25 protein-coding genes and 1 tRNA gene are annotated in these 23926 nt (G+C 41.3%); 9 read left to right on the plus strand and 17 right to left on the minus strand.

The window, feature by feature from the left end:
- Positions 1-110: 110 nt before the first annotated feature.
- From EDC51_RS03425 to secM, 13 genes are all read right to left on the minus strand, one after another.
- The gene (locus EDC51_RS03425; protein WP_131928174.1) at positions 111-1706 is read right to left on the minus strand and encodes an ABC transporter ATP-binding protein; all 1596 of its coding nucleotides are present in this window, start codon (positions 1704-1706) and stop codon (positions 111-113) included.
- A gap of 9 nt (positions 1707-1715) precedes the next feature.
- On the minus strand, positions 1716-2633 hold the full coding sequence (oppC, locus tag EDC51_RS03430) for an oligopeptide ABC transporter permease OppC (RefSeq protein WP_131928175.1): 918 nt from the start codon (positions 2631-2633) through the stop codon (positions 1716-1718).
- An 11-nt stretch (positions 2634-2644) separates the two neighbouring features.
- Positions 2645-3568 carry an oligopeptide ABC transporter permease OppB gene (gene oppB, locus EDC51_RS03435; RefSeq protein ID WP_131928176.1) on the minus strand — a complete coding sequence of 308 codons (924 nt, stop codon included), beginning with the start codon at positions 3566-3568 and terminating at the stop codon, positions 2645-2647.
- A 340-nt stretch (positions 3569-3908) separates the two neighbouring features.
- On the minus strand, positions 3909-5546 hold the full coding sequence (locus EDC51_RS03440; protein ID WP_131928177.1) for an ABC transporter substrate-binding protein: 1638 nt from the start codon (positions 5544-5546) through the stop codon (positions 3909-3911).
- 236 nt (positions 5547-5782) lie between these two features.
- Entirely contained in the window at positions 5783-6541 is a 759-nt protein-coding gene (locus EDC51_RS03445) for a class I SAM-dependent methyltransferase (protein ID WP_125134613.1), read from the minus strand.
- Positions 6534-7400: a DUF808 domain-containing protein gene (locus tag EDC51_RS03450; protein WP_131928178.1), complete on the minus strand. Its 867-nt coding sequence runs from the start codon at positions 7398-7400 to the stop codon at positions 6534-6536. Before EDC51_RS03450 ends, EDC51_RS03445 begins: the two co-directional genes overlap by 8 nt.
- A 57-nt stretch (positions 7401-7457) precedes the next feature.
- Complete coding sequence (gene trpD, locus EDC51_RS03455) at positions 7458-8462, minus strand: anthranilate phosphoribosyltransferase (protein ID WP_131928179.1); 1005 nt, start codon at positions 8460-8462, stop codon at positions 7458-7460.
- 18 nt (positions 8463-8480) lie between these two features.
- Positions 8481-8867, minus strand: a complete 387-nt coding sequence (locus EDC51_RS03460) for a tautomerase family protein (protein ID WP_025266911.1) — start codon at positions 8865-8867, stop codon at positions 8481-8483.
- A complete protein-coding gene (locus tag EDC51_RS03465) occupies positions 8860-9450 on the minus strand; it encodes an aminodeoxychorismate/anthranilate synthase component II (protein ID WP_131928180.1) in 591 nt (196 codons plus the stop codon). Before EDC51_RS03465 ends, EDC51_RS03460 begins: the two co-directional genes overlap by 8 nt.
- Before the next feature lie 123 nt (positions 9451-9573).
- Positions 9574-11121, minus strand: a complete 1548-nt coding sequence (trpE, locus tag EDC51_RS03470) for an anthranilate synthase component I (protein ID WP_131928181.1) — start codon at positions 11119-11121, stop codon at positions 9574-9576.
- A gap of 114 nt (positions 11122-11235) precedes the next feature.
- A complete protein-coding gene (mutT, locus tag EDC51_RS03475) occupies positions 11236-11643 on the minus strand; it encodes an 8-oxo-dGTP diphosphatase MutT (protein WP_025266908.1) in 408 nt (135 codons plus the stop codon).
- Between the two features lie 69 nt (positions 11644-11712).
- A complete protein-coding gene (secA, locus tag EDC51_RS03480) occupies positions 11713-14433 on the minus strand; it encodes a preprotein translocase subunit SecA (RefSeq protein ID WP_131928182.1) in 2721 nt (906 codons plus the stop codon).
- A 103-nt stretch (positions 14434-14536) separates the two neighbouring features.
- Positions 14537-14848 carry a secA translation cis-regulator SecM gene (gene secM / locus EDC51_RS03485; protein WP_015432920.1) on the minus strand — a complete coding sequence of 104 codons (312 nt, stop codon included), beginning with the start codon at positions 14846-14848 and terminating at the stop codon, positions 14537-14539.
- A 108-nt stretch (positions 14849-14956) separates the two neighbouring features.
- Here secM and EDC51_RS03490 point away from each other — a divergent pair, with 108 nt between their 5' ends.
- Together EDC51_RS03490 and EDC51_RS03495 are read left to right on the plus strand one after the other, a co-directional pair.
- The gene (locus EDC51_RS03490) at positions 14957-15316 is read left to right on the plus strand and encodes a DciA family protein (RefSeq protein WP_131928183.1); all 360 of its coding nucleotides are present in this window, start codon (positions 14957-14959) and stop codon (positions 15314-15316) included.
- Between the two features lies 1 nt (position 15317).
- Positions 15318-15692: a copper resistance protein NlpE gene (locus EDC51_RS03495; RefSeq protein ID WP_025266905.1), complete on the plus strand. Its 375-nt coding sequence runs from the start codon at positions 15318-15320 to the stop codon at positions 15690-15692.
- A 170-nt stretch (positions 15693-15862) separates the two neighbouring features.
- On the opposite strand, the gene EDC51_RS03500 is transcribed toward EDC51_RS03495, so the two are convergent.
- Together EDC51_RS03500 and EDC51_RS03505 are read right to left on the minus strand one after the other, a co-directional pair.
- Positions 15863-15952 (minus strand) — tRNA-Ser (locus EDC51_RS03500).
- Positions 15953-16057: 105 nt separating this feature from the next.
- Complete coding sequence (locus EDC51_RS03505; protein ID WP_025266904.1) at positions 16058-16369, minus strand: BolA family protein; 312 nt, start codon at positions 16367-16369, stop codon at positions 16058-16060.
- A gap of 86 nt (positions 16370-16455) precedes the next feature.
- Here EDC51_RS03505 and EDC51_RS03510 point away from each other — a divergent pair, with 86 nt between their 5' ends.
- Genes EDC51_RS03510 through ruvX form a run of 4 tightly spaced genes read left to right on the plus strand, consistent with a single transcriptional unit; the run spans position 16456 to position 18806 of the window.
- The gene (locus tag EDC51_RS03510; protein WP_131928184.1) at positions 16456-17043 is read left to right on the plus strand and encodes a YajG family lipoprotein; all 588 of its coding nucleotides are present in this window, start codon (positions 16456-16458) and stop codon (positions 17041-17043) included.
- A gap of 58 nt (positions 17044-17101) precedes the next feature.
- Positions 17102-17839 (plus strand): 16S rRNA (uracil(1498)-N(3))-methyltransferase, encoded by a 738-nt coding sequence (gene rsmE, locus EDC51_RS03515; protein WP_131928185.1) that lies wholly within the window; start codon positions 17102-17104, stop codon positions 17837-17839.
- Entirely contained in the window at positions 17830-18390 is a 561-nt protein-coding gene (locus EDC51_RS03520; protein ID WP_131928186.1) for a YqgE/AlgH family protein, read from the plus strand. Before rsmE ends, EDC51_RS03520 begins: the two co-directional genes overlap by 10 nt.
- Entirely contained in the window at positions 18390-18806 is a 417-nt protein-coding gene (ruvX, locus tag EDC51_RS03525; RefSeq protein ID WP_015432927.1) for a Holliday junction resolvase RuvX, read from the plus strand. Before EDC51_RS03520 ends, ruvX begins: the two co-directional genes overlap by 1 nt.
- Positions 18807-18853: 47 nt before the next feature.
- On the opposite strand, the gene tkt is transcribed toward ruvX, so the two are convergent.
- Positions 18854-20851 (minus strand): transketolase, encoded by a 1998-nt coding sequence (gene tkt, locus EDC51_RS03530; protein ID WP_131928187.1) that lies wholly within the window; start codon positions 20849-20851, stop codon positions 18854-18856.
- 255 nt (positions 20852-21106) lie between these two features.
- Here tkt and rpmE point away from each other — a divergent pair, with 255 nt between their 5' ends.
- The 3 genes from rpmE (at position 21107) to upp (ending at position 22942) form a co-directional block, all read left to right on the plus strand.
- Complete coding sequence (rpmE, locus tag EDC51_RS03535) at positions 21107-21319, plus strand: 50S ribosomal protein L31 (RefSeq protein ID WP_015432929.1); 213 nt, start codon at positions 21107-21109, stop codon at positions 21317-21319.
- Positions 21320-21366: 47 nt separating this feature from the next.
- A complete protein-coding gene (gene ilvY / locus EDC51_RS03540) occupies positions 21367-22254 on the plus strand; it encodes an HTH-type transcriptional activator IlvY (RefSeq protein WP_064318901.1) in 888 nt (295 codons plus the stop codon).
- A 61-nt stretch (positions 22255-22315) separates the two neighbouring features.
- Positions 22316-22942, plus strand: coding sequence for a uracil phosphoribosyltransferase (gene upp / locus EDC51_RS03545; protein WP_015432931.1), 627 nt, complete (start codon positions 22316-22318; stop codon positions 22940-22942).
- A 57-nt stretch (positions 22943-22999) separates the two neighbouring features.
- Here the strand turns inward: upp and sodA are convergent, their stop codons facing one another.
- A complete protein-coding gene (sodA, locus tag EDC51_RS03550; protein WP_015432932.1) occupies positions 23000-23641 on the minus strand; it encodes a superoxide dismutase [Mn] in 642 nt (213 codons plus the stop codon).
- Between the last annotated feature and the right edge of the window lie 285 nt (positions 23642-23926).

The raw sequence follows: 23926 nt of genomic DNA on the forward strand, positions 1-23926 counted from the left end.
TAAATCACAATGGGGTAAAGCCAGAAAGCTTTACCCCATTTTTATCTTGCTAAATGAGTATGCAAGCGGTCGATTTTTATCAAAAATCTACAAATGCGCTCAGAAGCCACTTAGAGATTCGAAGCTGCAACTAAACGTTGGGTATAAACATGCTGAGGGGCTTGAAACACACTCTCTACGCTACCGCTTTCCACCACATCGCCTTGACTCATGACGATCACACGGTCACTTAATGCCCGTACCACCGCTAAATCGTGGCTAATGAAAATATAACTTAGCCCGTATTTACGTTGCAGATTGTTCAGTAGTTCGACTACCGTGATCTGGGTTGAACGGTCGAGCGCTGAGGTCGGTTCATCGAGTAACACAAATTTTGGCTCTAAGATCATTGCACGGGCAATCGCAATCCGCTGACGTTGTCCGCCGGAAAATTCGTGCGGATAACGGTTGATCATCGCAGGCGATAAATTGACTTCTTCCAACATTTTCGCCACTTTTTGACGGCGCTCCGCTTTGCTCATTTGCGGATAATGCACCGCCAAGCCTTCACCGATAATTTCCCCCACCGTCAAACGTGGTGAGAGTGAGTTAAACGGATCTTGGAACACCATCTGCATATCTTTTTTCAGTAATTGGCGTTCGGCTTTGGAAAGGTTAGCAATCTCTTTATCGTTAAAGGTAAGTTTGCCCCGATAATCGAGGATTTGCATAATTGCCCGCCCGAGTGTGGATTTACCTGAACCGGACTCCCCCACAATCCCGAGGGTTTCGCCCTGCTTCAAATGAAGTGAAATTTCTTTTACTGCATTGAAGACTTTGGTCGGCTTGCCAAACAGTGAGCGTTTCAGCACATAATCCACACAAAGTTTTTCACCATTAATCAGGGTTGGAGTATTGTCACTCAACTCCACCTTATGATTATTTGGAATTGGCGTGAGCAGTTCTACGGTGTAAGGGTGTTGCGGGTTATTAAACACATAATCGGTTTTACCCCGTTCGATAATTTCACCGTATTGCATCACACACACCTCATCGCTGTATTTTTTCACGAGGCGTAGGTCGTGTGAGATCAAGATGATCGCCATTCCCATATCCCGTTGCAGTTCCAGCATTAAATCCAGAATTTCTGCTTGGGTTGTCACGTCTAATGCGGTGGTCGGCTCATCGGCAATCAGCAGATCCGGTTTATTGATGATCGCCATTGCAATCATAATCCGCTGTAACTGACCGCCGGAAAATTCGTGTGGATAGCATTTCAGTTTTTTCTCGGCATCAGGAATTTTCACTTTCTGCAACATTTCAAGGGCGTGTTGCAGAGCTTCTTTTTCACTCATTTGCGGATTATGGGTACTCATTGCTTCGGCAACTTGATCGCCAATCGGCAGATAAGGATTGAGCGAGGTCATCGGCTCTTGGAAGATCATCGCTATACGGTCGCCACGGATCGATTGCAAATCAGCTTCGGTTAAACTTAAAATTTCGTGACCTTCGAATAAAATGGAGGATCTTTCACCATAGCTGACAATGTTTTTTGGCAGTAACTGCATAATTGCCATTGAGGTGACCGATTTTCCCGAACCGGATTCGCCCACAATTGCCAATGTCTGCCCTTTTTCCACCGTAAACGAACTGTTTTTCACAGCGTGAACCAGCTCTTCATCGGTTTTCAGATAAACATCAAGGTTTTTAACTTCTAATAACTTCATTTTGGCCACCTATTTATCTTTTGGATCAAGCGCATCACGCAAGCCATCACCGATAAAGTTAAAACAGAACAGGGTTAAGCAGAGGAAAAATGCAGGGAAAGCAAGCAACCACGGGTGGGTTTCCATATTGGCTGCACCATCACTTAACAGTGCGCCCCAGCTACTCATCGGCTCTTGCGTACCTAATCCCAAGAAACTGAGGAAAGATTCAAATAAAATCAGTGACGGGACTTCCAGTGACGCATACACCACCACAATGCCTAGCACGTTTGGCACAATGTGCTTCCAGATAATTTGACGGCGAGGCACGCCACTCACCAGAGCCGCTTCCACAAACTCTTTATTTTTCAGGCTTAACGTCTGACCACGCACAATACGGGCAAGACTTAACCACGCCACCATACCGATAGCCGCAAAAATCAGCAGAATGTTCTGCCCAAAGAATGTCACCAATAAAATCACGAAGAACATAAACGGGAACGAACCGAGAATTTCAACAATACGCATCATAATGCTGTCGGTTGCACCGCCCAAATAGCCGGAAATTGTGCCGTAGAGTGTGCCGATAATCACGGCAATGATCGCCCCTGCAATCCCGACCATCAGTGAAATTCGGCCGCCCATAGCCACACGCACCAGCAAATCACGACCTGCGGTATCGGTGCCGAAGTAATGTCCACTTTCAAAATCTGGGGGAATGCCCATCATATTCCAATCGGTGTCATCATAGCTAAACGGCATTAGCATTGGCGCAAAGGTAATAAACAGAATAATCAGGCAAAGTGTAATCAGACTCGCCACAGCAGCCTTATTGCGGAAAAAGCGGCGGCGTGCATCTTGCCACAGGCTACGTCCTTCCACTGCCATTTGCTCGGCGCTGTCGGCTAAATTCTCCGCCAATTGTTGAGTTTTATTGTCTGCTAACATTTCACACACTCCTATGAATAACGAATTTTCGGGTCGATAACCGCATATAAAATATCGACAATCGCATTAAACAAAATGGTGAGTGTGCCGACTAGAATAGTCAAACTCAACACCAGCGAGTAGTCACGGTTTAATGCACCGTTTACGAACAGTTGCCCTAGCCCCGGTAAACCAAAGACACTTTCGATCACCATTGAGCCGGTAATGATCCCGACAAAAGCGGGGGCAAGGTAAGTAATCACCGGCACTAACGCAGGGCGTAAAGCGTGTTTAAAAATAATTTTGCGCATCGGCAAACCTTTTGCTTTTGCGGTACGGATAAAGTTGGAGTGGAAAATTTCAATCATTGAGCCACGAGTGATACGGGCAATCCCCGCCACATAACCGATGGTCAGCGATAGCACCGGCAACACCATATAGTAGAGTTGCCCACCATTCCAGCCACCTGCCGGCAGCCATTTCAGATAAATCGCAAAGAAGAGGACGAGCAACGGCGCAAACACAAAGCTCGGCATAATCACCCCTGTCATTGCAAAACTCATGATCAGATAATCCCATTTACTGTTCTGTTTGAGTGCCGCAATCACACCGGCAGACACACCGATAATCACCGCAAAAATAAATGAAATAATCCCGAGTTTAAGCGAGACAGGGAACGCAGAGGCAACCAGATCATTTACCGTTTGGTCTTTATATTTAAATGATGGCCCGAAATTGCCCTGTGAGAGATCTTTTAAGTAGATACCGTACTGTTTATACAGCGGTTCGTTTAAGTGGTATTTGGCTTCAATGTTCGCCATGACCTCTGGTGGATAGGCTTTTTCAGAGGTAAACGGGCTACCCGGCGCAAGGCGCATTAAAAAGAAAGAGAAGGTAATCAAAATAAACAGGGTCGGAATTGCTTCCAACAGCCGTTTGATAATAAATTTCAACATATGCTAAGTCCTATCGAAGATAGTTCCCCTCGTTGAGGATTGAGGGAGCAAGTTCTGAAAAATTAAGTTTAACGAGGATAATACTCGTATAGGAGCGTACTACGTACGCCCGTAATGATGTCAATTCCAACATTTAAATGTAGAAAATACAAGGTTAGAGCGTACGCAGTACGCCCCTACATACAAGCATTCACAGAACCTGATAGTGCCTCTAAAAGAGGGAGCTAGATTATTGGAATTTCAACATATCCAGCCAATTAACATTTAAAAAGAACAAAACAAGCGGTCAAATTGCTACAAAATTTTGCAAAAAATTTTGGAAATTCAACCGCTTGCAATACTAATGTTTAATTAAATAAAGATTTTTCAGCAAAATATCATCTTGCGGATCTTTACCGGTATAGCCTTTCACATAAGGTTTTACCAAACGTGTATTTACGTAATTATAGACTGGCACAACTGCAGCATCTTCAGCAAGAATAGCCTCTGCTTTTGCATAAGCACTCGCCCGTCCTGCGGCATCTTTAGCTTGGTAAGATTCCGCCACAGCAGCATCGTAGGCTTTGCTCTTATAAAAAGCCGTATTGTTGCTAGAATTTGATAAGAAGTAATTAATAAAGCTTGTTGCTTGGTTGTAGTCTGCTGCCCAACCTGCACGAGCCACTTCTGATTTACCTTGGCGACGAGTATCTAAGAAAGTTTTCCATTCTTGATTTTCCAACTTCACATCAATTAAACCTTTGGTATTTGTTTTCCAAATACTGGCAGCAGCTATCGCCACTTTTTTATGGTTTTCATTGGTGTTATATAAAATCGTAAATTTGAGCGGATTAGCTTTGCTAAAACCCACTTCTTCAAGCAATTTAATCGCTTGTGCATTACGTTCTGCCATCGGCTGGTTGGAATAAGCTGGCTGTTGAATTTGCTCACCTTCATCAATATAAGGCGGAGTGAAGACATAAGTTGGAGTTTGTCCTTGTCCGAGTACTTTATCGGTAATAATGGTGCGGTCTAAAGAAAGATTTAACGCCTTACGTACTCTCACATCATTAAATGGTTCTTTCTGGTTGTTTATTTCATAGAGATAGGTGCTGAGGGTTTTCACCACAAACAGCTCATCTGGAATTTCCGCTTTCAGTTTTGGGAAAATTTCTGGTGATAATCCATAGTTAGTAATGTCGATCTCTCCTGCGCGATAGCGTTGTACATCCGTATTGGTACTTGGAATTGCAAGGAAAGTCGCTTTTTCAATTACTGTTTCTTTATCGTTCCAATAATTTGGATTACGCTCAAATTCGATTTTTTCGTTAATAACGTGTTTTGCTAATTTATAGGCACCATTGCCCACATAATTTTCAACTTTCACCCACGCATCACCATATTTTTCTACGACAGATTTAGGCACAGGAAGCATTGATTGATGCGTGGTCATTCCCACTAAATAAGGCACAGGTTCGCTTAACGTTACTTGGAAAGTCAAATCATCAAGGGCTTTTACCCCAAGTTCACTCGACTGTTTTTTACCTTCAATCACATCTTGGGCATTTTCAACTTTGAGATAATCTAGATAACTGGCATAAGGAGAGGCAGTAGTTGGAGTGGCAAGGCGTTGCCAAGAGAAGACAAAATCGTGGGCAGTGACAGGTTCACCATTCGACCATTTGGCATCAGGGCGAAGTTTAAACGTCCATTGTTTGAAATCTGACGAACTTTCCCACGACACCGCCATACCTGGTTGTTCATTGCCATCACTATCTTTGGTGACTAACCCTTCAAGTAATTGATATGAAATTTGAGCTTCAGGTAAGCCATCGGTTTTGTGTGGATCAAAACTGGAGGGTTCTGCACCATTGTTGATCACAATTTGCTGCTTTTCAGCTAACAATGTACCTTCAGGTACTTTCGCCGCCCAAGTTTGACTAGACAATCCAGATGCAACGAGGGTTGCCACGAGGGTATAAGATAATTTCAATTGCATAATTTACTCCTACTTACGTAACGAATACCGTTATTAATCAACAAAAGTATAGATTTGTAAAGAGAGTCAGCAGGAGAAATTTTAAATTTGTGGCTTATTCGACAAACTCAAGCCGCTATTTTCTAATCAATCAAGTAATGAGAATAGCCCAAGCTTGACAATACAGGCTTTCTGGATTTTTTACCCTTGTTACTCTAAACTAATTCACAACATTATCCACAGCCAATGTGAATAACTTAAACCCTTTTTTTCGCTTTCACAAATAGTAGTGGAGGACGATGTTGCAGATCTTTAAATTCATCGTGCCATTCGGGCTTTTCAGCAAGCATCGGCTCTTCAACTTGCTCAATGTCAAACCCTGCCTGAATTAAATTATTTAAAATCGTTGCTGTTGTGCGATGATAAGTTTTAAAGGCTTGTTGAAACCAATTCCGCTCTCGCTCGCCCTCATCTCGATAATAATTCAAACGATAAGCAACTTGCTGTTTCTGTTCGTTCTTTTCCCAACGATAGCCCGATTTATAGCAGGTGGTAATCGGGTGTTCTTGTGAGAAAATCAGCGTGCCACAAGCGGTCAATTTAGCGGAAATTTTTGCCAAAAGTTCAGGGAAATTATCCACATAGTGAAAGGCAAAAGAGCTGGTGACTAAATCAAAACTGGCATCAGGAATTTGCTCAATCTGCTCCATTGGCAAACAGTAAAATGCGTATTTTTCACTGTCTATTCCCAAGGTATCAAAATCAACTTGTGCCTGATTAAGCATATTTTGCGATAAATCCAGCCCAACGACTTTTACTGCTCCTCGGTCTAAATAATGCAATAAATGTCCACCAGCACCACAGCCTAAATCTAAGACTTTTTTGCCCTTAATATCGGGTAAAAGCGAAAACATAGTAGGCTTTTCTACCACTTCATTTAAGCTAACTGGGTTACCTCGCAACTGTTTGTAGCGTTCAAAGAAAATGGGGTTATCGTAAATACTCTGCTTAGTCATGCTTACCACTTGCAAAAATCTTCATGAGTGGCAGGATAATCACACAAGCAATAATCCCCACAATCACACCGACAATCGGATCAACCAAAAAGGCTAACGAACTTGGTAGCGCAAGGCGCTCGATGAAATGGTGTAATATCGGTAAATTATGGCTAAAAATACCGCCCCCAACAAAAAACATCGCCACCATGCCTATCACTGATAGTGCTTTCATTAAATTTGGCATAGCAAATAATAATGATTTTCCAAGGGCTTGTGCTGTCACATTGTGCTTTTTCATCAGCCATAAACCAATATCATCTAGCTTAACAATTAAGCCGACCAGCCCATAAACAAAAATAGTAATACCGATACCAACTAATGACAGTGAAATAATTTGCGTCATCATTTCCGCACCTTGAACCACGCCTAACGCGATAATCACAATTTCTGCCGAAAGAATAAAATCGGTACGAATCGCCCCTTTGATTTTTTCATTTTCGGAACGTTCAACAAGCGGTGCATTTTCATGATTTTTATGCAAAAATTTGTGCAGTAATTTCTCTACCCCTTCAAAGCAGAGGTAAGCCCCGCCAATCATTAATAGCGGATTAATTAACCACGGCAGATAAATTGAGAGCAGCAAAGCAAGGGGAATTAAAATCACTTTATTTAGTAATGAACCTTTCGCCACCGCCCAAACGATAGGTAATTCTCGTTCTGCACGAATATCTTTGCCACTCACTTGGTTGGCATTCAGTGCTAAATCATCACCAATTACCCCAGCGGTTTTCTTGGCAGAAAGTTTGGTCATTAATGCAATGTCGTCTAACACTGCGGCAATATCATCTAAAAGCGTAAAAAGAGATGCTCCAGCCATAATTTATCCAATAAAGAAAGCCCACACAAAGTGGGCTTTAGGTTGAGAAGAGTTCGGTTAGCTATATTGCGCTAATTTCTGCAAAGTTTCAAATGCTTTTCCACTTTCAAGCACATTTTTTACCTGCATAACATTGGCTTTTAAATCCGTTTTGCCAAATAATTTCATGAGTAGTGCAACATTCACCGCTACCGCATCAATATGCGCTATCTCGCCTTTACCTTGTAATAAAGCGGTAATTTTTGCTGCATTTTCAGCAGGTTCACCGCCTTTTAGCGACTCAATAGAATGACGAGTAATGCCAAAATCTTCAGGGCTTAAGCGGTAATAGCGAATCTCGCCATTTTCAATCTCTGCCACTTGAGTTTCACCGTGTACCGCCACTTCATCTAGCCCTGCGCCATACACAACGATTGTATGTTTATGTCCCAAGTTAGCTACCGTTTCGGCATAGATTTTTAACAACTCTGGAGAATAAACACCTAATAGCTGATGTCTTGGGCGAGCAGGATTTACGAGCGGTCCGAGAATATTGAAAAGTGTGCGCGTTTTTAATGCTTGACGTACAGGAATAGCATGTTTAAAGCCCGTGTGGTAATTTGGCGCAAACAGAAAACATAAACCGATCTCGTCTAATGCTTGGCGAGCGGTTTCAGGCGAAACTGCGACATTAATACCTAATGCTGATAATACATCGCTCGCCCCCGTTGGGCTTGATACCCCACGGCTACCGTGTTTCGCAATCGGAAAACCCATCGTTGCCGCAACAATACTGCTTGCGGTTGAGATATTAATCGTATTTTGCCCATCTCCCCCAGTGCCGACAATATCCGCAAAGGCATAATCAGGACGTGGAAAAGCCTGAGCATTTTCGAGCGTTGCAACCACTGCACCACTAATTTCCTCAATGGTTTCCCCCCGTAATTTCAAGGCAATTAATGCTGCCGCAAGCTGTTCTGGTAATAATTGTCCTTGCATAATTTGGCTGAATAAATAATGGCTTTCGGCTTGAGATAGCAAACAATGGCTAAAGAGTTTTTCTAAAATTTGTTCGTGTTGCATATTTTCTTCCTTATTGTCTTATCGATGCACTTGATATTCTAAATCTGTGGCTTCGTTACCTGTCATTCCACGAAATCCCCAGCAATGTTCGGGTTGTTCTTTAATCGTAATCTCGACATCCATCGGCATAATGCCAGCTTTTGAATGCAACGCACTAAATAAGCCTTTAATTAAACGTTTTTTGAGTTGCTCTGAACGCCCTTGCATTAAATTAATTTCAATCACTAAAAAATTGTCACTACGATTTACAGGCAAATAAAAATTCTCATCATCAAGTAACTCAAACCGTAAAGCGTGCCGTTGCTTAGGAATGCCTAAATTGACCTCAAGGCAGCTAAAAATAATGTCTGCAATGAGTGCTCGGCGTGGTGCAAGTGTGTGTTTTAATCCGTAAACACTAATCATTTTTTGCCTCCAATAGCCATTGAACTGACTGTTTCAATAGCTTACTCCCTTCCACCGTTAAAATAGATTCTGGGTGAAATTGAAAACCGCAAATCGGTAAGGTTTTATGACGCACTGCCATAATAATCTCACCAAATCTGGCATTAACGGTTAATTCTTCGGGCAATTTATCACCCATTAACGAATGGTAACGAGCCACTGGCATTGGGTTGTTGATACCTGCAAACATTGCTTGATTATCGTGCTCAATTTTAGAGACTTTACCGTGTAGCACCGTGCCTGTATGCACCACTTCCCCACCTAAGGCTTCAATAATGGCTTGATGCCCTAAACAGATACCAATCAATGGCACGTCATTTTTCAACTCACGAATAATCGCCAAAAGGTTACCTGCTTCACTTGGATTACCTGGTCCGGGAGATAACGCCACAATGCAATCAGGCGTACTGCGAGCTTTGTCTAAAAAAGCCTGCAAAGGATAATCGTTGCGGAAAATCGTAACCGAATGCCCTAATTGGCGAAATTGATCAACCAAGTTGTAAGTAAAAGAATCAAAATTATCAACGAAAAGAATGTTTGCCATATGTTGTCCTCAATATCCCCTCTCCCTCCGAAAATCCTTCGGATTTTCTCCCCCTCTCCCCAATGGGGAGAGGGACAGATTTTCACTTCATTCAGAAGTGAAAATCAGGGAGAGGGGGCAAAATTAGCCTAAATTAACCTGCTCAATCGCCTTCAATACCGCCCTTGCTTTATGGCGTGTTTCATCGGCTTCCATTTGCGGGTCGGAATCTAACACTTCACCACAACCAGCTTGGACATAAGCCATACCATTTTGCACAAAGGCGGAGCGAATCACAATACAAGTATCCAAGCTGCCATCGGAAGTTAAATAGCCCACTGCGCCACCGTAACTATGGCGTTTTTGTTGCTCAAATTGATAAATCAGCTGCATGGCTTTAATTTTCGGAGCACCTGTGAGTGTCCCCATATTCATACAGGCTTGGTAAGCGTGTAATGCGTCTAAATCGCTTTTGAGCGTACCAACCACACGAGAAACCAAGTGCATAATGTGCGAATAGCGATCAATCTGCATTAAATCGGCGACACGGCGAGAACCACTTTCACACACACGAGCCACATCGTTACGAGCGAGATCCACCAACATCAAATGCTCTGCTAACTCTTTTTGATCTAAACGCAATTCTAATTCCAAACGGCTATCTAATTCGGGATCAATGTTGCCTTGCTCATCAAAGCCACGAGGGCGAGAACCGGCAATTGGGTAAATTTCTAACTGGCGAGATTGATGGCAATACTTCAACGCACTTTCAGGCGATGCCCCAAACAAGGTGAAATTTTCCCCCTGCATAAAGAACATATAAGGGCTTGGATTGTTGATTTTTAGCTGACGATAAGTCGCGAGCGTATTCGGGCAAGGCAAGCTAAAACGGCGAGATGGCACAATTTGGAACACATCGCCAATATGAATATGGTATTTGAGTTGCTGGATAATCGCTTTGAATTGATCATCATCTAAATTTGCCACCGCTTCACCTTGCACTGATTGGGTTTCAAGCGCTAATGGTTGATGTTGCTGTTTTGCCAATTTTTCGCTAATTTGCACCGCTTGTTGTTGGATATTTTCCGCTTGTTCAGGACTAAAACAGAACGAATGCAAGGTTGCTGTTTCCGTTTGGTGATCAATAAAAATCAACTGCTCGGCAAGATAAAAACTAAAATCAGGGCAAGTTAATCCATCATCTTTTAATTCAATCCCCTGCATTGGCATAAATTGCGCGACTAAATCATAGCTAAACAAACCACCTAAATAGACAGGGCTTTCACTGCCTGCAAACAGACGTTGCACACAACGCAAACCATCAAAAATTGTGGTGGTTTTAAGTTTACTGTCTTCATCAAGCTCTGCGGAAATTTCAGGAAAAACCGCCTGCAAGTGGTGATTTTCCGCCGAAAAAGTGCAAATTGGGGTAGGATTTAATTGATTTAATGCGGTTTGAATGTTCGGCAAAATGGCTTGCCCATTTTCCGTTAATGCACTAAAGGTTACGGTATTCCCATCACAATTTATCTGCACCGCAGAAACTGCAAATAATAAACTTTTCGTGCTATTTTTACTTTGAATTTCCGCACTATCTAATAACAGCGTATGCGGACAAGCACCACAAAGATAGTGAAACAGTGCGGTAGTATCTTGATAATAAGGAAGCTGTGTTTGATGAACTTGAACCATATTCAATGCCTTGAAAGAAATTTTGCACTATTAAACTAGTACAAAAGTAATTCGTCAAGTATTATTCTATTTTATGGATAAAAATTAGGCTGATACTAATGTATCAGCCTTTCATTATCCTGCATTTACTTCCGCTTTTAATTTACGAATCAGCTCCAAATTTGCCGGCGGAAATAATCCTTCTTCGAGTTCGGATTGGGCAATCCAGAATCCTTCTTGCCCTTCTCGCCCGAAAGGTTCACCGACCCACTCTTCAACCAAGTAAAAGAAAAATTCGATGATTTTTGTCGGATATTCAAAACGGAAATTTTCGTAAGGAAATGCGCCAAGAATATGAATACCGATCTCTTCTTCAAGTTCTCGGCTAAGCGCTTGCTCTGGCGTTTCATTTTGTGAAATTTTCCCACCAGGAAATTCTAAAGATTCCGCAAAATCTTGCCCATCTTGACGACGAGTCAAATAAAGTTGCCCAAATTCATTACGAATAATGCCTGCAGCAACTTGGATTATCGGTTTAGTCATAGCATTCTCTCTTAAAGGCAAGCGGTGTGTTTTTGCCGATTTTTTGCAAAAACGCACCGCTTGTTTTAATTACGCATATTTTGCTTTATTGCCGTGGCAATGCTTATATTTCTTACCTGAACCACAAGGGCAAGGGTCATTACGGCTGATATTCAGATTTTTAAAATCTTCATCACTTAGCACTGTTTTATTTTCATTAACATCGCCAGCGACAAATCCACCCTGTTCACCATTTTCTGCCGCTTGTTGTGCTTCTGCCATTAAGCGTTGTTCGCGTTCAATTTCCTCTTGGCTTTTAACTTGAATGCGGCTTAAGATGCTGATCACATTCATTTTTAAGCGGTCAAGCAATTCGGTAAACATTGCAAATGACTCTTTTTTGTACTCTTGTTTTGGATCTTTCTGAGCATAACCACGCAAATGAATCCCTTTGCGCAAGTAATCCATTGCAGAAAGATGCTCTTTCCAAAGTTCGTCTAAGTTTTGTAGCATTACGCCTTTTTCAAAGCTGCGCATGACTTCCGCACCAACAACTGCCTCTTTAGCTTGATATTGCTCTGTTGCAATGGCAATAATACGTTCACGCAAAGTTTCTTCGTGCAGATTGTTATCTTCTTCAAGCCATTTTACTAGCGGTAAATCCAAACCAAACTCATGTTTTAAACGAGTTTCCAACGCCGGCACATCCCACATTTCTTCGATAGATTGCGGTGGAATATATTGATCGATAACCGCATTATAAACATCACTACGGATAGTTTCGATCATCGCTGAAATATCATCGGTTTCAAGTAGATAGTTACGTTGCTCATAAATCGCTTTACGTTGTTCATTTGCCACATCATCATACTGTAACAAATGCTTACGACCATCAAAGTTATGCGCTTCTACCTTGGCTTGTGCTGAAGCAATTACTTTAGTTAAAAGTTTCGATTCCATCGCTTCGCCTTCTTCGGTAAAGGCCTTACGCATCATATTGAGCTTGCCTTCATTCAGATAAATACGCATTAGGGCATCATCTAATGAAAGGTAGAAACGAGATGAACCTGGGTCACCTTGACGACCTGAACGACCTCGCAACTGGTTGTCAATGCGGCGAGATTCATGACGTTCCGTGCCGATAATATGCAAACCACCTGCCTGCATCACAATATCGTGATTTTTTTGCCATTCTGCTTTGATTGCTTCAACTTGCTCATCAGTTGGATTTTCTAATTTCGCCACTTCCGCTTTCCAGTTTCCACCAAGTACAATATCCGTGCCTCGACCAGCCATATTCGTGGCAATGGTTACTGCACCAGGGCGACCTGCTTCGGCGACAATTTCTGCTTCTTGGGCGTGGAATTTTGCATTTAACACATTATGAGCAATACCTGCTTTATTCAGCGCCGCAGAAAGTGCCTCTGATTTTTCAATGGATATTGTCCCGACCAACACAGGTTGTTGCCGAGCCATACAATCTTGAATATCTTTGATAATCGCTGCAAATTTTTCAGGCTCACTTTTGAACATTAAGTCAGTACGATCATCACGAATCATTGGGCGATTAGTTGGGATAACAACGGTATCTAAACCATAAATTTGTTGAAACTCAAAAGCTTCAGTATCCGCTGTCCCTGTCATACCCGCTAATTTCTCATAAAGGCGGAAATAGTTTTGATAGGTAATCGACGCTACTGTTTGATTTTCACCTTGAATTGCCACACCTTCTTTCGCTTCAATCGCTTGGTGCAAACCATCTGACCAACGACGCCCTGCCATTGTACGTCCTGTGTGTTCATCAATGATCACCACTTCACCATCTTTGACAATGTAATCTACATTCACTTCGAATAGTTTATGTGCACGTAAAGCGGCATAAACATGATGTAATAAAGCGATACGAGAAGGTTGATATAAACTTTCATTTTCGTGCATCAAACCAAGTTGCACCAATAATTGCTCCACTTTGACCTGACCACGCTCGGTTAAACTTGCCTGTTTGTTTTTAAGGTCTAATGTGAAATCGCCATCGCCAGTATACTCTTCCGTATCTTCTTTATCTTGAGCAATCAAATGCGGAATAATCGTATTAATCGCTTGATAAACTTCCGTGGCATTTTCTGATGGACCTGAAATAATTAGCGGTGTGCGTGCTTCATCAATTAAGATCGAATCTACTTCATCGACTAACGCATAGTGTAATTGGCGTTGAAAACGTTCCTCTTTGCTATGAGCAAGATTATCACGTAAATAGTCAAAGCCTAATTCGCTATTAGTCGCATAAGTAATATCAGCAGCATATGCAGCTCGTTTAGCTTCGCCTGATAAGCCTGGGATATTTACCGCAACAGTCATACCTAAGAATTCAAATAGTGGACGATTGGTTTCTGCATCACGACGAGCAAGGTAATCATTGACTGTTACTACGTGTACGCCTTTACCGGTAAGCGCATTAAGATAGCAAGGTAACGTTGCAGTTAAGGTTTTGCCTTCCCCTGTCCGCATTTCTGCGATATTACGGTTAGTCAGCACCATACCGCCAATTAATTGCACATCGAAATGACGCATACCTAATACACGCTTACTTGCTTCCCGCACTGTCGCAAACGCTTCGTGCAATAAACTATCCAGACTTGCACCATCGGCAAGGCGTTGCTTAAATTCCGCGGTTTTCGCTTTTAATGCTTCGTCACTTAATTTTTCAAACTCAGGTTCTAATTTATTAATTTGTGCAACGCGTTTATTTAAACGCTTTAAAGTGCGATCATTGCTTGAGCCAAAGATCGCTGTGGCTAATTTTGAAAACATAAAAATTCCATTAAAAAGATAAAATCACTATGTGCAATGAGCATTTGCTCATTTCTGACAGAATTGGAATACGTTTAACCTTATCCCATAAAAATTGAAAAATTTAAGCAACAGGCCCCGCCCGAATCGGTGGATTAGGATGACATTCCAAGCGGTAGTATTTTGCAGAAAAAATACAAATTTCAACCGCTTGTTTTATCGGCTGCTGCACACTCGTACGTGCTTGCTGTAGAAAAATCTGCTCGCTATCAGCTTGTTTGATTGTCGGAACAACATTCAACACTTGCTGCTCAGCCACGTTATCTGTGTTATGGCTTTCGCTATGTGAAACTTCAGGTAACGCCAAAACCGCAACGATTCCAAAGAAGAATTGCGTCCAAAAAGTCGGTTTTGTGAAACGAGAAAAGAGAGTCATTAGTGGTTTAATTCAAAAAAATTGTGTTGATTATACGATAATTTTTATAGAATAGGTCGGTTTATTGGGGTGATTGACGCCAAAAACAAGGGAAAATGAGCTAACACGATGAAAAATTCAACAACTAAAAATATTAGTGAAATTTTGCAGAACTCTGCGTTGCATCGCATAGTCCAACGTGCCACTGAGTTAAATAGCTTAAATGATAAAATACAACAATCATTGCCTAGTATTTACCGTGGACTCTACCGTATTCGTAATTTAGCTGATAATCAACTTGTGTTGGAAGTGCCAAATGCGACTATACGTCAAGGTTTACTGCTACAACAAGGGTTATTATTAAAACTTATTCAACAGGATTTGCCACAGGTACATGCATTAAATATTCGTGTGGATCCCAATTTTAATTTGAAACATCAACACACTCTAACTGAATCCATTCATTTTACTCAACGAGGAGACTTTTAATATGAAAAAAATGGCATTTCTTGCGTTAGCAACACTATTGAGCGCCTGTTCAAGCTTCGCCCCACAAAAAGGCGTTTCAGGCGTATTCAAAGGCACCTTACCTTGCGCCGACTGCGAAAAAATTGAAGCAGAATTAACTTTAAATCAAGATAATAGCTATGAATATCACACAGTTTATTATAAACGCGGACAAGAATATCCATTCACCGACAAAGGAAAATATAGCTGGGACAAACAAAATCCTAATGTGGTTCGTTTAGAAAACTCGGAGAATTTAGCCGTTTTAATCAGCGAAACCCATGCCGAATTATGTGGCCCTGATGGTAAGCCTGTACAAGGGAAATCAGATTACCGATTACAGAAAATTGCTAAATAATAACCGAAAAAGCTACAGCGACATTGCTCTGTAGCTTTTTGTTTAAAACAGGATAAAAAAAAGCCCAAACAAAAAGTTTGGGCTACTTTAAGAAATAAAGTATTAACTACTTTAACTTAACCAAGGAAATATCTATGAAAACAGTAAGGAGATTCTTTCACTCTACTGAATGGCGGTGAGAGGGGGATTCGAACCCCCGATACACTTTCGCATATACACGCTTTCCAGGCGTGCTCCTTCAACCACTCGGACATCTCACCGAATCAATAAAAAATGTGCATTTAAATGCACATTTGAAAGATACGGTGAACTATACTGACTTTTCGCTGTCAAGGCAAGCAATTTTTTTAGAAAATAAAATAAATCTATTTGCCATGTCCAACACAATTGGTCGAAGCTGGAATTGCTTCACCATCTTCTTCCCACTCAGCTAAAGTATAAAGGTGCAAAGCTAGGGCATGCACACCATTTTCCAGCTCTTGGGCTAAGCATTCATACACCGCACGATGACGAGCAACTGCCCGCATAGCATTAAAAACGTCAGAAACGAGTACTACTTTAAAATGGGATTCTGCGCCTCGCCCAGCACTATGGCGATGACTTTCGTTTTCGATATGTAACACTGTTGGGCTAAAGCGCTCATGCAGTTTGCTTACAATCGTTTGTTCAACAGACATAATTTCTCCTTGAATTTTTGGCAATTTGGCGTGAATAATACTATACTTTGTCACAAAATTTTACCCTAACAGATGAAGGAAAGCCTATGTTGTTTTCAAAAAAATCCTTTTGTATTTTAACACTATTTGGGGCGGCGCTATTAGCCGGCTGCCAAAGCCAGTCAAATACAATTTTGTTCACGACTCCTGTTCCAACAGCCAGTTTTAATACTCAAAATCAAACGGCTGCAGTTAATGTCACGACATATGATTTGCGTAACTCTGCTGAAGTCGCGAGCTATACCACTGCCGGTAATGTGCAAAAACTCACTGCTGTGCCTGATGTACGTCAGTTATTTCAGCAAGCCATGCAACAAAGTCTTAATAGTAAAGGTTTTGGTGTCGTACCTGCGAATGGCAATGTGAATTTAGTGGTAAATGTAAAAAAATTCTTTGCCAATGTCGAACAAGGCAATTTACGTCACAAAATTTCTTCTGAAATTGCTTTGGAAGTACAAGTGCAAGGAGCAAAAGGCAACTTTACCAAAAACTTTAATACTACTCGTGCTTATGAAGGCGCATTTGGCGCAGATAATAATGGTATCCGTAAGGTATTAAATCAAACCTATAGCGAAATAATTCAATCGATCTACAACGATAATGAATTAACCCAAGCAATCCACTACTTAAAATAATCAAACAAGCGGTTAATTTTGCAGAATTTTTTGCAAAATCGACCGCTTAACATTCACTATGAGAATACCAAGAATTTATCATCCAACTCCCCTCGCCAACCAAAACCACTGTATTTTAAGCGATGATGCAGCCAACCATGTTGGACGCGTCTTACGTATGGGTGAAGGCGCAGAGTTAATTCTATTTGATGGTTCAAACCACATTTTTAATGCCACTATTCAGACCATCAGCAAAAAACACATTGAAGTTATCATCCACCATTCACAGTTTGATGATCGTGAAAGCCCACTTCCAATCCATCTAGGGCAAGTGATTTCTCGTGGCGATCGTATGGAATTTACCATTCAAAAATCGGTTGAACTCGGTGTAACAACTATCACACCATTATGGTCTGAGCGCTGTGGCGTAAAACTTGATGGTGAGCGCCAAGATAAAAAATTACAACAGTGGCAAAAAATTGCTATCTCAGCTTGTGAACAATGCGGACGCAATGTTGTACCAGAAATTCGCCCAATAATGAAACTCAGTGATTGGTGTAAAGAGCAAGATGCGATGCTAAAATTAAATCTTCATCCGCGCGCTAAATATACCTTGAAATCCTTACCAAATATGCCAAAAGAAGGCGTGCGTTTACTTATTGGCTCAGAGGGCGGATTATCCGCAGAAGAAATCAGCATGACAGAACAACAAGGCTTTACTGAAGTGCTCCTTGGTAAGCGAATATTACGTACAGAAACGGCTTCGCTCGCAACAATTAGCGCGTTGCAAACATTATACGGAGATCTCTGCGCATGAATTTACAAGGGCAACTATTAATCGCCACGCAAGATATGGACGATGATTATTTTGATCGTGCCGTCATCTATATCTGTGATCATAACGAGCAAGGCGCAATGGGACTAATGATTAACTCACCCACGGATCTTTCCGTGATGGAATTGCTTGCTAAAATGGATTTTTTAATAGCAAATGAACGAAGTTATAGTAAGGATCAGCTAGTGCTTAGTGGAGGGCCTGTTGCACAAGAACGTGGCTTTATTCTACATAGCCCAACAACAAATGCATTTTTACACAGTTACCCTGTTACAGAACATGTCGTATTAACTACTTCAGGCGATATTTTAGATACCTTTGGACAAGATAATTCACCAGAGCATTTTATAGTATGCTTAGGGTGCTGCACTTGGAAATCTGGGCAATTAGAGCAAGAAATAGCACGTAATTTATGGCTAGTCGGGGAAGCTGATGAACAAATTCTTTTTGAAACCGGCTATCTCGATCGTTGGGCTAAAGCCTATGATTTACTAGGTTTTAACACTATCCCCGCAAAGGCAGGTCGCGCATAATGAGTCAAACAATTTTAGCCTTTGATTTTGGCACCAATAGCATTGGCTGTGCAGTAGGACAAAGTATTACCGGCACTGCTCAAGGCTTACCAGCATTTAAAGCTCAAGATGGTATCCCCAATTGGGAAATAATTGGTAATGTGATTCAAGAATGGCAACCCGATTTATTAGTTGTTGGTTTACCTCTGAATATGGATGGAACGGAACAACCTTTAACTCAACGTGCTAAAAAATTCGCTAATCGCTTAAACGGACGCTTTAATATTCCGATCGCGCTGCAAGATGAACGTCTAACCACTGTCGAAGCACGCAGTGAAATTTTTGAGCGAGGAGGATTCCGTGCGTTGAAAAAAAGTAAAGTAGATTCTATCTCTGCTTGCCTAATTTTAGAAAGTTGGTTTGAAAATAATCTATAAAAAACAACCGCTTGTTTACAAGCGGTTGTTTTTTTTAAGCGTTATGATTATAAAATCTCTTTTGCTTTCGCAACTACATTTTCAACGCTAAAGCCGAAGAGCTTGAATAGCTCTCCCGCTGGTGCTGACTCACCAAAGCTATTCATACCCACAATACGTCCGCCAAAGCCAACATATTTATACCAGAAATCTGCAATACCTGCTTCAATTGCAACACGTTTGGTTACAGAACTTGGTAATACGCTTTCACGGTAATCTTCGTCTTGCGCATCAAATAGATTAGTGCTTGGCATTGAAACCACACGTACAGCTTTGCCTTCTGCAGTTAATTGCTCAGCAGCTTTTACAGCTAATTCTACTTCAGAACCTGTCGCTATAAAGATTAAATCAGGTGTACCTGCACAATCTTTTAAGACATAACCACCACGAGCCACATTGGCTAATTGTTCTGCTGTACGTTCCATTTGTGTTAAGTTTTGACGGGTAAAGATTAATGCACTCGGGCCATCTTTACGCTCAACCGCCGCTTTCCACGCTACCGCAGATTCCACTTGGTCGCACGGACGCCAAGTTTGAAGATTTGGAATTAAACGTAGCGCTGAAGTTTGCTCTACAGGCTGGTGAGTTGGGCCATCTTCACCTAAGCCAATAGAATCATGAGTATAAACAAATAATGCACGCTGTTTCATTAATGCAGCCATACGTACGGCATTATGTGCATATTCCATAAACATCAAGAAGGTTGCACCGTAAGGAATGAAACCACCGTGTAGGGCGATACCGTTCATAATCGCTGACATACCAAACTCACGCACACCGTAGTTAATGTAGTTGCCATCTTGGTTTTCAGTGGCACGAATTGGGCGAGAACCAGACCATAAGGTTAAGTTAGAGCTTGCTAAGTCTGCTGAACCACCTAAGAATTCAGGCAATAATTTTGCGTAAGCTTCAATCGCATTTTGTGATGCTTTACGGCTGGCAATGTTTGCAGGGTTTGCTTGTAACTGTTCAATGAAGGCTTGGCTATCTTTCGCCCAGTTTTCTGGTAAATCACCATTTACACGACGTGTAAATTCTGCCGCGAGATCTGGATAAGCAGCTTGATACGCCGCAAATTTAGCATTCCATTCTGCTTCAGCTTGCTGACCACGTACTTTAGCATCCCAAGCCGAGTAAACTTCTGTAGGGATTTCAAATGGCGCGTAATCCCAATTTAAAAATTCACGTGCAGCTTGAATTTCCGCATCACCCAATGGAGCCCCGTGACAATCATGTGAATTTGATTTATTTGGTGAACCATAGCCAATAATGGTTTTACAGATAATTAAGGTCGGACGGTGTTTCTCTTCTTGAGCGTATTCAATTGCAGCTTGGATCTGTTCTGGATTATGACCATCAACATTGCGGATAACATGCCATCCATAAGCTTCAAAACGTTGAGCAGTATCGTCAGAGAACCAACCATCAACATGCCCATCAATTGAAATATTATTATCATCGTAAAATGCGATTAATTTACCCAAGCCTAAAGTACCTGCTAATGAACAAGCCTCATGTGAGATACCTTCCATTAAACAACCATCGCCTAAAAATGCATAAGTGTAGTGATTTACAATTTCATGACCTTCTCGGTTAAATTGTGCTGCTAAAGTTTTTTCTGCAATTGCCATGCCAACTGCATTGGTAATCCCTTGACCTAACGGGCCGGTGGTCGTTTCTACACCAGGAGTATAGCCATATTCAGGGTGGCCAGGCGTTTTTGAATGTAGCTGACGGAATTGTTTGAGATCATCGATAGAAAGGTCATAGCCAGAAAGATGTAATAGGCTATAAATCAGCATTGAGCCATGTCCGTTTGATAACACAAAACGGTCGCGGTTTGCCCATGCAGGGTTAGTTGGATTATGCGATAAAAAATCACGCCATAATACTTCTGCAATATCAGCCATTCCCATTGGTGCACCGGGATGCCCTGAATTTGCTTTTTGCACCGCGTCCATGCTTAAAAAACGGATCGCATTGGCTAACACTTTACGTTCTGTCATATTTTCTCCTAAAAAAACAAAGTGAAAAGTACGCTGATTTTACACTATTTTTCCACTTTCAAATGGAAAATATCAGTAGAAAATGTGATCTCAATCACAGAATTGAATTGTTGAAATCAAATTTAAATTAGCGTAGAATACGCGCTCTTTTGGTGCTAGGCTACAGCCTGGTGTTTTTTAATACATATGGTACTAGTCGGAACTGCTTATCTCGCTCGGCTAGTGGCGATATGGTCTCTTATGAGGTTCTCTATAATGAAACAAGGTATTCACCCAGAATATACTGAAATTACTGCAACTTGTTCTTGTGGTAATGTAATCAAAACTCGTTCTACAGTAGGTAAAAACTTAAACCTTGATGTGTGTGGTAACTGCCACCCATTCTACACTGGTAAACAACGTGTTGTTGATACTGGTGGTCGTGTAGAACGTTTCAACAAACGCTTCAGCATTCCAGGCATCAAATAATTTACGAACCCCACAATTTTGTGGGGTTTTGTTTATCTTGTATCTTTATGGAATTTCAAAGCCTTAAGCTTTTTCTTGATATTGTGCAAAATCGCAATTTTGCCCGAACTGCAGAGAAAAACCATCTTAGTCCATCTGCCCTTTCTCGCCATATCCAACGAATGGAAGACGAGCTGGGCCAGCCGCTTTTTTTACGTGATAATCGTCAAGTACATTTAACTGAGGCTGGTACTAAATTTCGCCATTTTGCTGAAAAATCATGGGCAGAATGGTTAGAACTACAACATCGATTATCCCCCAAAACGACCGAATTAGAGGGTGAGCTGAAACTATTTTGTTCTGTCACCGCTTCTTACAGCCATTTGCCCAGAATTTTGGATAAGTTCCGGCGCAAATACCCCAGAATTGATATTCAACTTAGCACTGGTGATCCAGCAAAGGCATTACATAATGTCCAATCACTGGCAGTTGATATTTCTCTCGCCGGCAAGCCGGAGCATTTACCTAGTAATATTGAATTTCACTATATTGATGATATTCACCTTTCTCTTATTGTGCCTAGGATTGCCTGCCCTGCCACACAATTACTGCAACAAAAAGAGATTAATTGGAACGAAGTACCATTTATCCTACCAGTTGATGGCCCTGCTCGTAAGCGGATCGATGCTTGGTTTAAAATGCAAAAAATTAAACAGCCCAAAATTTATGCAAGCGTGGAAGGACACGAAGCAATTCTACCCATGGTGGCTGTTGGTTGTGGCGTTGCTTTATTACCTGATGTCGTTGCGCAGCATAGCCCTGTAAATAACCAAGTTTCTTTTTTCCATCTTGAGCAGCCTATCGAATCTTTTGAACTCGGCATTTTGCTACAACAACGTCGCTTGCAAGAGCCAATTATTAATGCATTTTGGTCAATTTTGTCTGATCTGGATTAAACTCTCAGCCTGAATTTCTGATAAAATAATACGACATTCCCAGCCCCAATAGGAGATAAAAATGAAAGTTATTGAAGTTAAACATCCTCTGGTTAAACATAAAATTGGTTTAATGAGAGCGGGTGATATCAGCACTAAAGATTTCCGTCAATTAGCAACTGAAATAGGTAGCCTACTCACCTATGAATCCACCAAAGATTTAGAAACAGAACAAATTACCATTGATGGTTGGAATGGCCCAGTACAAGTTGAACAAATTAAAGGGAAAAAAGTAACCGTTGTGCCAATTTTACGTGCGGGTTTAGGTATGATGGACGGAGTTCTAGAACACATCCCAAGCGCAAGAATTAGTGTAGTGGGGATCTACCGTAACGAAGAAACGTTAGAACCTGTTCCATACTTCAAAAAATTAGCGAACGATGTTGGCGAGCGTTTAGCGATTGTGGTTGATCCAATGTTGGCAACTGGTGGCTCAATGATCGCAACTATCGATCTGTTAAAAGAAGCTGGGTGCAAACATATTAAGGTATTAGTTCTCGTTGCTGCACCAGAAGGGATTAAGGCATTAGAAGCGGCACACCCAGATATTGAGCTTTATACCGCATCAATCGACAGCCACTTAAATGAAAACGGCTACATCATTCCTGGCTTAGGCGATGCAGGTGATAAAATTTTCGGAACCAAATAGTTCTAACAAAAAAGGCGGAATTTAATTCCGCCTTTCGTTTAGCTTGCTACAATATGCTTATTTTGCACAACCACAAGTTGCCACTTTATCTTCAAAACGACGGGCAGCCTCATCCCAGTTTACTACATTCCAGAATGCCTTAATGTAATCTGGACGACGGTTTTGATAATGTAAATAGTAAGCGTGTTCCCAAACATCTAATGCTAAAATAGGGTATCCCTCACAGCCTGCGACTTCCACCCCCATTAATGGGTTATCTTGGTTCGCAGTTGAAACTACCGCTAATTTTCCTTCATTTAAAACTAACCACGCCCAGCCTGAGCCAAAACGAGTAGTTGCAGCTTTCTCAAATTCTGCTTGGAAATTTTCAACAGAACCAAAATCACGAATGATCGCCTCTTTTAATGCACCTTGTAAAGTTGTACCTGTTTTTAAACCTTTCCAAAATAGAGTATGGTTTACATGACCACCAACATTGTTACGCACAGCAACACGTTTGTCCGCAGGCACTTGGCTTAAATCTTTAATTAATGCACCTGGACATTTTTCTAATAACTCAGGATGAGCTTCTAATGCTGCGTTTGCATTATTTACATAGGTTTGGTGGTGTTTAGAATGGTGAATTTCCATTGTTCTTGCATCGAAATGCGGCTCCAACGCATCATAAGCGTAGCCTAATTCAGGTAATGTATATGCCATAGTTAAATCCTCAAAAAATAATAGGTTAAATATGAGTAAAAACTCAGCGGATATTCTAACAAGAAATTTCGTTAAAAGCATATTTTTTTGATCTCGCTCAAAAACTTATAAGGTTTTCATATTTAAAACTCCTCTCCCGCTCCTGCCCTTTCTCTTAACACCATTTGCAAAATTTTTTCATTTTTAGACCGCTTGTACAGCCATACTGGCATGAATATCGATTATACCGCCCATAAAAAAACGGAGAGCCTAAGCTCTCCGTTTTCGCTTATTTATCTTCTTTTG

The sequence above is a fragment of the Bibersteinia trehalosi genome, from assembly GCF_004346205.1.
Classification (GTDB): domain Bacteria; phylum Pseudomonadota; class Gammaproteobacteria; order Enterobacterales; family Pasteurellaceae; genus Bibersteinia; species Bibersteinia trehalosi.

Coding starts and splice junctions, on each gene's coding strand:
- EDC51_RS03425 (WP_131928174.1), bottom strand. CDS start 1,706: ATGAAGTTATTAGAAGTTAAAAACCTTGATGTTTATCTGAAAACCGAT.
- oppC (WP_131928175.1), bottom strand. CDS start 2,633: ATGTTAGCAGACAATAAAACTCAACAATTGGCGGAGAATTTAGCCGAC.
- oppB (WP_131928176.1), bottom strand. CDS start 3,568: ATGTTGAAATTTATTATCAAACGGCTGTTGGAAGCAATTCCGACCCTG.
- EDC51_RS03440 (WP_131928177.1), bottom strand. CDS start 5,546: ATGCAATTGAAATTATCTTATACCCTCGTGGCAACCCTCGTTGCATCT.
- EDC51_RS03445 (WP_125134613.1), bottom strand. CDS start 6,541: ATGACTAAGCAGAGTATTTACGATAACCCCATTTTCTTTGAACGCTAC.
- EDC51_RS03450 (WP_131928178.1), bottom strand. CDS start 7,400: ATGGCTGGAGCATCTCTTTTTACGCTTTTAGATGATATTGCCGCAGTG.
- trpD (WP_131928179.1), bottom strand. CDS start 8,462: ATGCAACACGAACAAATTTTAGAAAAACTCTTTAGCCATTGTTTGCTA.
- EDC51_RS03460 (WP_025266911.1), bottom strand. CDS start 8,867: ATGATTAGTGTTTACGGATTAAAACACACACTTGCACCACGCCGAGCA.
- EDC51_RS03465 (WP_131928180.1), bottom strand. CDS start 9,450: ATGGCAAACATTCTTTTCGTTGATAATTTTGATTCTTTTACTTACAAC.
- trpE (WP_131928181.1), bottom strand. CDS start 11,121: ATGGTTCAAGTTCATCAAACACAGCTTCCTTATTATCAAGATACTACC.
- mutT (WP_025266908.1), bottom strand. CDS start 11,643: ATGACTAAACCGATAATCCAAGTTGCTGCAGGCATTATTCGTAATGAA.
- secA (WP_131928182.1), bottom strand. CDS start 14,433: ATGTTTTCAAAATTAGCCACAGCGATCTTTGGCTCAAGCAATGATCGC.
- secM (WP_015432920.1), bottom strand. CDS start 14,848: ATGACTCTCTTTTCTCGTTTCACAAAACCGACTTTTTGGACGCAATTC.
- EDC51_RS03490 (WP_131928183.1), top strand. CDS start 14,957: ATGAAAAATTCAACAACTAAAAATATTAGTGAAATTTTGCAGAACTCT.
- EDC51_RS03495 (WP_025266905.1), top strand. CDS start 15,318: ATGAAAAAAATGGCATTTCTTGCGTTAGCAACACTATTGAGCGCCTGT.
- EDC51_RS03505 (WP_025266904.1), bottom strand. CDS start 16,369: ATGTCTGTTGAACAAACGATTGTAAGCAAACTGCATGAGCGCTTTAGC.
- EDC51_RS03510 (WP_131928184.1), top strand. CDS start 16,456: ATGTTGTTTTCAAAAAAATCCTTTTGTATTTTAACACTATTTGGGGCG.
- rsmE (WP_131928185.1), top strand. CDS start 17,102: ATGAGAATACCAAGAATTTATCATCCAACTCCCCTCGCCAACCAAAAC.
- ruvX (WP_015432927.1), top strand. CDS start 18,390: ATGAGTCAAACAATTTTAGCCTTTGATTTTGGCACCAATAGCATTGGC.
- tkt (WP_131928187.1), bottom strand. CDS start 20,851: ATGACAGAACGTAAAGTGTTAGCCAATGCGATCCGTTTTTTAAGCATG.
- rpmE (WP_015432929.1), top strand. CDS start 21,107: ATGAAACAAGGTATTCACCCAGAATATACTGAAATTACTGCAACTTGT.
- ilvY (WP_064318901.1), top strand. CDS start 21,367: ATGGAATTTCAAAGCCTTAAGCTTTTTCTTGATATTGTGCAAAATCGC.
- upp (WP_015432931.1), top strand. CDS start 22,316: ATGAAAGTTATTGAAGTTAAACATCCTCTGGTTAAACATAAAATTGGT.
- sodA (WP_015432932.1), bottom strand. CDS start 23,641: ATGGCATATACATTACCTGAATTAGGCTACGCTTATGATGCGTTGGAG.